General features: G+C 72.9%; 8 protein-coding genes. 1 reads left to right on the top strand and 7 read right to left on the bottom strand.

Going from position 1 to position 8,728, the window contains the following annotated elements:
• From L0P92_RS38865 to L0P92_RS38850, 4 genes are all read right to left on the bottom strand, one after another.
• The coding region (locus L0P92_RS38865) for a TFIIB-type zinc ribbon-containing protein (RefSeq protein ID WP_234767848.1) at positions 1–188 on the bottom strand (188 nt) is incomplete at its 3' end.
• A gap of 80 nt (positions 189–268) precedes the next feature.
• Positions 269–1,210 (bottom strand): phosphotransferase family protein, encoded by a 942-nt coding sequence (locus tag L0P92_RS38860; protein WP_234767847.1) that lies wholly within the window; start codon positions 1,208–1,210, stop codon positions 269–271.
• A gap of 403 nt (positions 1,211–1,613) precedes the next feature.
• Entirely contained in the window at positions 1,614–1,811 is a 198-nt protein-coding gene (locus L0P92_RS38855; RefSeq protein WP_234767846.1) for a hypothetical protein, read from the bottom strand.
• A gap of 199 nt (positions 1,812–2,010) precedes the next feature.
• Positions 2,011–2,286: a DUF8836 family protein gene (locus tag L0P92_RS38850; RefSeq protein ID WP_217214519.1), complete on the bottom strand. Its 276-nt coding sequence runs from the start codon at positions 2,284–2,286 to the stop codon at positions 2,011–2,013.
• Between the two features lie 196 nt (positions 2,287–2,482).
• Here L0P92_RS38850 and L0P92_RS38845 point away from each other — a divergent pair, with 196 nt between their 5' ends.
• Positions 2,483–3,877, top strand: a complete 1,395-nt coding sequence (locus L0P92_RS38845) for a serine/threonine-protein kinase (RefSeq protein WP_234767849.1) — start codon at positions 2,483–2,485, stop codon at positions 3,875–3,877.
• 39 nt (positions 3,878–3,916) lie between these two features.
• Here the strand turns inward: L0P92_RS38845 and L0P92_RS38840 are convergent, their stop codons facing one another.
• The 3 genes from L0P92_RS38840 to cobT all read right to left on the bottom strand — a co-directional run.
• A complete protein-coding gene (locus L0P92_RS38840) occupies positions 3,917–4,735 on the bottom strand; it encodes a TrmH family RNA methyltransferase (protein ID WP_234767845.1) in 819 nt (272 codons plus the stop codon).
• A gap of 63 nt (positions 4,736–4,798) precedes the next feature.
• Positions 4,799–6,031 carry a uroporphyrinogen-III C-methyltransferase gene (gene cobA / locus L0P92_RS38835; RefSeq protein WP_234767844.1) on the bottom strand — a complete coding sequence of 411 codons (1,233 nt, stop codon included), beginning with the start codon at positions 6,029–6,031 and terminating at the stop codon, positions 4,799–4,801.
• 141 nt (positions 6,032–6,172) lie between these two features.
• Positions 6,173–8,728, bottom strand: a 2,556-nt coding sequence (gene cobT, locus L0P92_RS38830) for a nicotinate-nucleotide--dimethylbenzimidazole phosphoribosyltransferase (protein WP_234767843.1), incomplete at its 5' end; no start/stop codon positions are given.

The raw sequence follows: 8,728 nt of genomic DNA, 5'->3' as shown, positions 1-8,728 counted from the left end.
CCCGCCTGGAGTCCCAGTGGTCCCAGCCGAGGGGGCGGGGCCGGCTGGGACCACTGGGACTCCAGGCGGGTCAGCGATTCCAGCTCGCCGTAGTCGAGAAAGATCCCGCGGCAGCCGCTGCACTGCTCTATCTGGACACCGTTGCGGTTGTAGGTGTGCATCGGGGCTCGGCACTTCGGACACTGCATCGTCGGCTCAACTCCTCGCCGGTCGGTCCTGCTTCGTGTGTCGCCAGGACAGACTCTGTCCGGCTGCGGTCGGTTGCACACTACTTTGCGTAGCCCTGGGCCAACTCAGGGGGGACGGCGGCCATTCGGTCGCAGGCGTCCACGAGTGCCTGCTCGACCTCGTCCAGGAGACGGCCCTCGACCTGCGCCTTGGTGATCGCCCGGGCGGCGGTCTGCACGGTCAGGGCACGGGCCGGGACGTCCAGCGCGGGCCAGGGGTCACCGTCCGCGGGAACGGCCGGTCCTGCGGCCGCCCGGTACGCGGTCAGGAAACGGTGCCATTCCTCGGGTGACAGCAGCCCACAGGCGTACCAGGCGGCCGGCCTGCCGAGGTCCCAGGCCGGGACGCCCACGCCGAGATCGTCGACGTCGATGAGCAGCCAGGGGCCGTCCGGTGCCGGATGACGGACGAGTTGACCGAGGTGCAGGTCACCGTGGCAGAGGGTGCCGGCATCGGGCTGCGGGGCCTCGGCACGGGCCCAGTCGGGCAGGGTGCCCCAGGCGCGGAGTACGGCGCCGGCACCCGGCCCGTCGGCTCCCGCCGCCCGGAGCCGCGACACCGCCGATGCGGCCTTGACCGGGCCGCGCATGGGGGGCAGCGCAACGGGGGCAGGCGTCCGGTGAAGCCGAGCGAGGAGCGTCGCCGCCGCCTCCCAGGGGGCCGCGTCCGGATCTTCGGGGTCCACGGGAGTGCCGTAGGGCCAGAAGGTCACCAGCCGGCCGTGCAGGTCGACGGCTTGCGGGCTGAGCGGGGCGAGAAGTACGTCGGACAGCCGGGCAGCGGTGCTGAGGCGGGGTGTGAGATCGGCGAGGGTGAGGCCTTGGGCGTGCGCCTTGGCGACCGTCCCGCCATGACGGACGACGGTGGCGTCGGCGCGATCGGCGAGCGTGACGGTTGCTCCGCAAAGGCAGGCGGACGTACGCGAGTGAGCCTCGACCTTGGCTCGTACGGCGAGGTCGGACAGGAGCGGATTCGAGGTCACGGGCGCCCTTCGATGCGGGAATCTGGCCCGAGCGTACGTGGCTGGGAGACGGCGTCGGCGTGGGCCGGGGGGTAGGTCGCGCAGCCCGGCGCTGACGGGACGCCGCCCTCTTTGGGTCGGGAGCCGCCCCAGCGGCACGACTGCCCGCAGGCTACGCAGCCGCACCCACGTGATCACACCCGCCACAACCCACCGGTGACCACCGCAACCAATGATTGAGCAACCCCCACGGCGAGCAACCACATCCGCGAGAGCGGCGCCGGTTTAGGCGCAAAACGGCGCAATGCCGGCGCAGCTCCCCAGCTGCGCCGGCATTTGTGCCGTCCGCCGCACCCCCGTCCCCACGGGGTTTCATGGGTGGATGTCCCCGCCCGGACCGCTCTTCCGGGCCTGGGGTCGCCGCTCAGCGCCCCAGCATCACGCCCACGGACGACGCTTGTGTGGCCACTGTCTCCCAGCCGTCGAAGACGAGGAGGAGAAGGGCCGCCAGGGGAAGGGCCATGAGCGTCGCCACCAAGGGGTGGCGGCGGCCCTGGCGGCGGGGGCGCAGCAGCGTGCGCTCCTGCATGCGGATCAGTGTCCGCGGTGCCGTCTGGGCCATGGTCCCTCTCCTGACCTGTGTCGGTTGTCGTTGGCAGCGGCGGGTGTCTGACCTCGGGGGACGAGTGCTGCCACCCGCCGCTTGACCTCAAATCTAGGCGTCCGGCGCTTCCCGCACGTCATGCCCTCGTACCGATTGGCGGGCCTCCCGGAGGATGAGCCATGACCTGCGGAGTACTCCCCTGGGTGGAGACGAGGACCTAGGTCTCGGGGTCTTCCCGGAGGGGACGCCCGCTCTGTCCTGCTTTCTCCGAGCTGTCCTCACGCGGCACAGGCTGTTCGACCAGCGCCAGGACCCTGGTCGCCATGAAGCGGGCCGTACGCACGACCGAGCCGCTCCTGGTGACTTCGCTCACTTCCACGACACCCCGGCGCACCGCCGTCTCCACCCGGCGGCCCGCCCTGCTCGCCACCACCTCGTACGTGCGCGTCGTGTCTCCCGCGTCCACGACTATCTCCACGCGATCACCCTTCACGGGCTCAATCCCCCTTCTGTGATGGATGGTTGAGGGGCAAAGCACACCGAAGTAGCCCTGCTCGCCAGCCCCCTGACCACCCTTCAAGTCTCCCACCCACCACTGACAATCCATCGCCCCGAGAGGGCGCGGCCTCTGCGCACGGCGGCCCGTGGAAACGTAAGCTGTGGCTCGTCACACGGACCGGGCAGCGGGGATGAACATGGCGATGATGCGCCTGAGGCGCGAGGACCCGCGCGTCGTCGGCTCGTTCAGGCTTCACAGACGGCTCGGCGCGGGCGGTATGGGCGTCGTCTACCTGGGCTCCGACAAGAAGGGGCAGCGGGTCGCGCTCAAGGTGATCCGGCCCGATCTGGCGGAGGATCAGGAGTTCCGCTCGCGGTTCGCGCGTGAGGTCTCGGCGGCCCGGCGGATTCGCGGAGGCTGTACGGCACGGCTGGTGGCCGCGGATCTGGAGGCGGAGCGGCCCTGGTTCGCCACGCAGTACGTGCCCGGCCCGTCCCTGCACGACAAGGTCGCCGACGAGGGCCCGCTCGGCGCGGCGGAGGTCGCCGCCGTCGGGGCCGCCCTGTCGGAGGGGCTGGTCGCCGTCCACGAGGCGGGTGTCGTGCACCGGGATCTCAAGCCGTCCAACATTCTGCTGTCCCCCAAGGGGCCGCGGATCATCGACTTCGGCATCGCCTGGGCGACGGGGGCCTCGACCCTCACGCACGTCGGTACGGCGGTCGGCTCCCCCGGCTTCCTCGCCCCGGAGCAGGTGCGCGGCGCCGCCGTCACCCCGGCCACGGACGTCTTCTCGCTCGGCGCCACGCTGGCCTACGCGTCGATGGGTGACTCTCCCTTCGGGCACGGCAGCTCCGAGGTGATGCTGTACCGCGTCGTACACGAGGAGGCGCAGCTCCAGGGCGTACCGGACGCACTGGCTCCGCTGGTGCGGGCCTGTCTGGCGAAGGACCCGGAGGAACGGCCGAGCACGCTTCAGCTGTCGCTGCGTCTCAAGGAGATCGCGGCCCGGGAGGCGCAGGGACTGGGAGACGTACGCCCGCCCGCGCCGCGTTCCGCGGAGTCGGACCGTCTGACCGGGCGGCTCGCCGACACCTACCCGGAGCCGCAGCGCGCCCAGCGTCGTCCGCAGGGCACTCCCCCGCCGCGCGGCGCCGCGGCCCCGCGCGGCCACGGCGTGTCCCGAGGGCCCGGCCCCGCGCGCGACGGGATTCCGCCGTCGAGGAACGGCGGCGCGGCGAACGGCGGTACGGCCGTCCCCCGGTCCGGGACCCGGTCGACGCCCGCCTCGCGCAACAGCCCGCGTGCGGGCAACGGCGGCAGGCCGGCGCAGCGCAACGGTGCCGGGCGTCCGGCGCCGCGGAACACCAGCACGGGTCGGCGCCCCGCCAACCCACAGTTGCTGCGGCAGCGGCTGTTCGTGTTCGTCGTGGTGACGCTGCTCGTGGCGCTGGGCATCGCGGCGGCACAGGGCTGTCAGGGACCGCAGCGCGGGCTCGGCAGCGACGGTGACGTCGTACGGCCGCAGCACGAGCAGGTGGATCCGGGCTCCGAGCCGTACGAGTCGACGTACGAGATCTCCGAGTAGGCGGCGACAGGCCCTGGGGCCTGTCGGGCGGACAAGGCCCTAGAGCTGAGGGCGGCCGGTGGCCACCGCGTAGAAGGCGACCGCGGCCGCCGCGCCGACGTTGAGGGAGTCGACGCCGTGGGCCATCGGGATGCGGACCCATTCGTCGGCGGCCACCAGGGCCTGGGTGGACAGGCCGTCGCCCTCGGCGCCGAGCATCAGGGCGACCCGGTCCATGCGGTGCGGGGCGGCCTCGTCGAGGGTCTTGGCCTTCTCGTCCGGAGTGAGCGCGAGGAGGGTGAAGCCTGCCTCGCGGACCGTTTCGAGGCCCTTGGGCCAGGTGTCGAGGCGGGCGTAGGGCACCGAGAAGACGGCGCCCATGGAGACCTTGACGCTGCGGCGGTACAGGGGGTCGGCGCAGTCCGGGGAGAGCAGGACCGCGTCCATGCCGAGGGCGGCTGCCGAACGGAAGATGGCGCCGATGTTGGTGTGGTCGTTGACCGACTCCATGACGACCACGCGGCGTGCGGACCGCAGGAGTTCGGTCGCCGTCGGGAGCGGCTTGCGCTGCATGGAGGCGAGCGCGCCGCGGTGTACGTGGTAGCCGGTGACCCGCTCGGCGAGGTCGGGGCTGACGGCGTACACCGGGGCCGGGAGCTCGTCGATGACGTCGCGCATGACGTCGACCCACTTGGCGGAGAGCAGCATCGAGCGCATCTCGTAGCCGGCTTCCTTCGCCCGTCTGATGACCTTCTCGCCCTCGGCGATGAACAGGCCCTCGGCCGGTTCGCGCTTGCGGCGCAGTTCGACGTCGGTCAGGCCCGTGTAGTCGCGCAGGCGCGGGTCGGTGGGGTCATCGACGGTGATGAGATCGGCCACAGGGTGATACTGCCTTGTCCTGGGTACGGTGCCAACGGTTGGAACGGGTTGTGTTACCCGCGGTTACGCGGAGGGGTTCGGTCCTACGTTCACGACCTCGCCGATGACGATGACCGCCGGCGGCTTCACCTCGTGGGTGAGCACCGCCTCGCCCGCCGTCGCGAGGGTCGCGTCCACCCGGCGCTGGGCGGCCGTGGTGCCCTCCTGGATCAGGGCCAGGGGTGTGTCCGGGGACTTGCCGTGGGCGATGAGGGTCTCGGCTACCTTCGCGATCGTGGCGACGCCCATGAGGATGACCAGGGTGCCGGTCAGCTTGGCGAGGGACGGCCAGTCGACGAGGGAGCGCTCGTCGTCGGGGGCGATGTGGCCGCTGACCACGGTGAACTCGTGGGCGACACCCCGGTGGGTGACCGGGATCCCGGCGGCGCCCGGCACCGAGATGGAGCTGGAGATGCCGGGCACGACCGTGCACGCGATGCCCGCCTCGGCCAGCGCCTGGACCTCCTCCATGCCGCGCCCGTACACGAAGGGGTCGCCGCCCTTGAGGCGTACGACGGACTTGCCCTGCTTGGCGTGCTCGATCAGCGCGTTGTTGATGGCCTCCTGGGCCATGAACCGGCCGTAGGGCAGCTTCGCGGCGTCGATCACCTCGACGTTCGGCGGCAGCTCCGTGAGCAGGTCGCGCGGGCCGAGGTGGTCGGTGATGACCACGTCGGCCGCGGCGAGCAGCCGGCGGCCGCGCACGGTGATCAGGTCCGGGTCGCCGGGGCCGCCGCCGACCAGCGCGACTCCGGGCGTACGGGTGCGGTGGTGCGGGGCGACGAGGGTGCCGTCGCGCAGGCCCTCGACGACCGCGTCGCGGATGGCGGCGGTGTGGCGGGGGTCGCGGCCCTTGGCGTCGGTGGTGAGGACGGCGACCGTGACGCCCTCGCTGTGGCCGGTCGCCGGGGTCCAGGCGGTGGCCTCGTCGGCGTCGTCGGAGCGGACGCACCACACGCGGTTGCGCTCGGCCTCGGCGGAGGCACGGGTGTTCGCGTCGTGGTCGCTGGTGGCGATGAGGGCGTACCAGATGTCGGTGAGGTCGCCGTCCGCGTAGGGGCGCCGCTCCCAGGTGAGCTCTCCGGCGTCCGCCATGGCTTCGACCGACGGGGTCACCTCGGGCGAGACGAGTGTGATGTCGGCGCCCGCTGCGATGAGTGCCGGAAGACGGCGCTGGGCGACCTCGCCGCCACCGAGGACGACGACTCGGCGGCCGGTGAGGCGGAGGCCCACGGGGTAGGCGGGGTGTTCGGCCATGAGGGTGCGGCTCCTCGTGCTGGCGGTGCGATGGGTGCTACGGCGCTGGAGCAGCCCTGACGTGCGGATTTTAAACGTGGGCTCAGCGTACGGCGGGGCCGGGGGACGCGCAGGAACGCATACCCCCGGCCCGGCCCTGACTCACTTCTCGGTGACGCCCGCGGAGTCGAACGTCGCGACCTCGTGCATCGCCCTGGCCGTGCTCTGCACCAGCGGCAGCGCGAGCAGCGCGCCCGTGCCCTCGCCGAGGCGGAGGTCGAGGTCGACGAGGGGACGCAGGCCCAGCTTGTTCAGGGCGGCGACATGGCCGGGTTCGGCGCTGCGGTGCCCGGCGATGCAGGCGGCCAGGACCTCGGGGGCGATGGCGCGGGCCACCAGGGCGGCGGCACCGGCGCTGACGCCGTCCAGGATCACCGGCGTACGCAGCGAGGCGCCGCCCAGCAGCAGGCCGACCATCGCGGCGTGTTCGAAGCCGCCGATCGCCGCCAGGACGCCGATGGGGTCGGCCGGGTCGGGCTGGTGGACCTCGATGGCGCGGCGGACGACCTCGGTCTTGCGGGCGAGGGTCTCGTCGTTGATGCCGGTGCCGCGGCCGGTCACGTCGGCCGGGTCGGTGTCCGTGAAGACGGAGATCAGGGCCGCCGACGCGGTCGTGTTGGCGATGCCCATCTCGCCCGTCAGCAGCGCCTTGTTGCCGGCCGCCACCAGGTCGCGGGCCGTCTCGATGCCGACCTCGATGGCCTGCTTGGCCTCCTCGCGGGTCATCGCGGGGCCGGTCGTCATGTCGGAGGTACCGGCGCGGACCTTGCGGGGCAGGAGGCCGGGGGTGGCGGGCAGGTCGGCCGCGACGCCGACGTCCACCACGCACACCTCGGCGCCGACCTGTCCGGCGAAGGCGTTGCAGACCGCTCCCCCGCCGAGGAAGTTGGCCACCATCTGGGCGGTGACCTCCTGCGGCCAGGGAGTCACGCCCTGGGCGTGCACACCGTGGTCGCCGGCGAAGATCGCGACGGCCGCGGGCTCCGGGATCGGCGGCGGGCACTGGCGGGACAGTCCGGACAGCTGCGCGGAGATGATCTCCAGCATGCCGAGCGCACCGGCCGGCTTGGTCATCCGCTTCTGCCGCTCCCAGGCCTCGCCGAGCGCCTTGGCGTCCAGCGGGCGGATCTGGGCGACGGTCTCGGCGAGCAGGTCGTGCGGCTCCTCGCCGGGCAGGGCGCGACGGCCGTACGTCTCCTCGTGCACGACCCACGACAGCGGGCGGCGCTTGGACCAGCCGGCCTGGAGCAGTTCGGGCTCGTCCGGGAACTCGTCGACGTACCCGACGCACAGGTAGGCGATGACCTCCAGGTGCTCGGGAAGGCCGAGGGCGCGGACCATCTCCCGCTCGTCGAAGAAGCTGACCCAGCCGACGCCGAGACCCTCGGCGCGGGCGGCGAGCCAGAGGTTCTCGACCGCGAGTGCGGCGGAGTACGGCGCCATCTGGGGCTGGGTGTGGCGGCCGAGGGTGTGGCGGCCGCCGCGGGTCGGGTCGGCGGTGACGACGATGTTCACCGGGGTGTCGAGGATGGCCTCGATCTTCAGTTCCTTGAACTGCTTGGCCCGGCCCTTGGGCAGCGACTTGGCGTACGCGTCGCGCTGGCGCATCGCCAGTTCGTGCATGGTGCGCCGGGTGTCGGCGGACCGGATGACGACGAAGTCCCAGGGCTGGGAGTGCCCGACGGAGGGCGCGGTGTGGGCGGCCTCCAGGACGCGGAGCAGCACCTCGTGCGGGATGGGGTCGCTGCGGAAGCCGTTGCGGATGTCGCGGCGCTCGCGCATCACCTTGAGGACGGCCTCGCGTTCGGCGTCGTCGTAGGCGGGCGCGGCCGGGCCGGTGGACTGTCGTGCCTCTTCAAATGCCGCCGTGCTCTCTTCTTCCGGGGCTGCGGGGACCTGCGGGTCTTCCTGGTCGGCGGCAGCCCGGGTGTCCAGGTCCTCCGCATGCTGTACGAGGCCGGGGTCGCCCTCGCGGGGCGCGGGAACCGTGGCGACGGAACCCGGTACTTCCTCCACCGGGAGGACGATCGGCTGCGGCGGGGGCGGAGCGAGGTGCGGGGTGGTCGGCACCGATCCCTCGACCGGCACGAACTGGCCCAGCGGCTGCTCGGGCGCAGACTCCTGGGGGACCGCGGGCTCGGCAGGCTCAACAGGCGGGTGGGGCTGGGCCTGGAGAACCTGTACGGGCTGGGTGGCCGGGGACCGGAGCTGCGGGCCGGCGGGTTCGGCGACGAACGGCTCGGGGGCCTCGGCCGCGACGGCCTCATCTGGGACGGCCTCTGCCGGGGCCGGCTGCGGGTCGGTGGGCTCCTGCACGACCGGGTTCGCGGCCGCGAGCGGCTGGGGTGCGACGGCCGGCTCGGCGGTGGCCTCCGGGGCCTGCGCGGCTTCCGGGAACTCTGCCGCGGGCTCCGCGACGGGCGCTTCCGCTTCGGGGAGGGGGGCACTCGCGGCCGCCGCCTGCTCCTCGGCGCCGGGGGCGTCCGTCGGAGCGGTGTACTCACCCGGCTGCTGGACCTGCGCGTGATTCGGATCGGCGGCGACTTCGGGGGCCTGCGGCTCCTGGACGGGCTGCGCGACCGGGACGGCGGGCTCGCTCTCCGGCTGGGCGGGCTGCTCGGCGTCCGGGGCTAGCGGGGCCGGTTCGGGGGTTACGGC

The organism is Streptomyces muensis, from assembly GCF_021474425.1.
Taxonomy (GTDB): domain Bacteria; phylum Actinomycetota; class Actinomycetes; order Streptomycetales; family Streptomycetaceae; genus Streptomyces; species Streptomyces muensis.
Note: the sequence above shows the minus strand (reverse complement) of the source record. Positions and strands in the feature narration are given on the sequence as shown.

Excerpts from the sequence above, each read along its gene's own strand:
- L0P92_RS38855 (WP_234767846.1), bottom strand. The coding sequence starts at position 1,811 with ATGGCCCAGACGGCACCGCGGACACTGATCCGCATGCAGGAGCGCACG.
- L0P92_RS38845 (WP_234767849.1), top strand. The coding sequence starts at position 2,483 with ATGAACATGGCGATGATGCGCCTGAGGCGCGAGGACCCGCGCGTCGTC.
- cobA (WP_234767844.1), bottom strand. The coding sequence starts at position 6,031 with ATGGCCGAACACCCCGCCTACCCCGTGGGCCTCCGCCTCACCGGCCGC.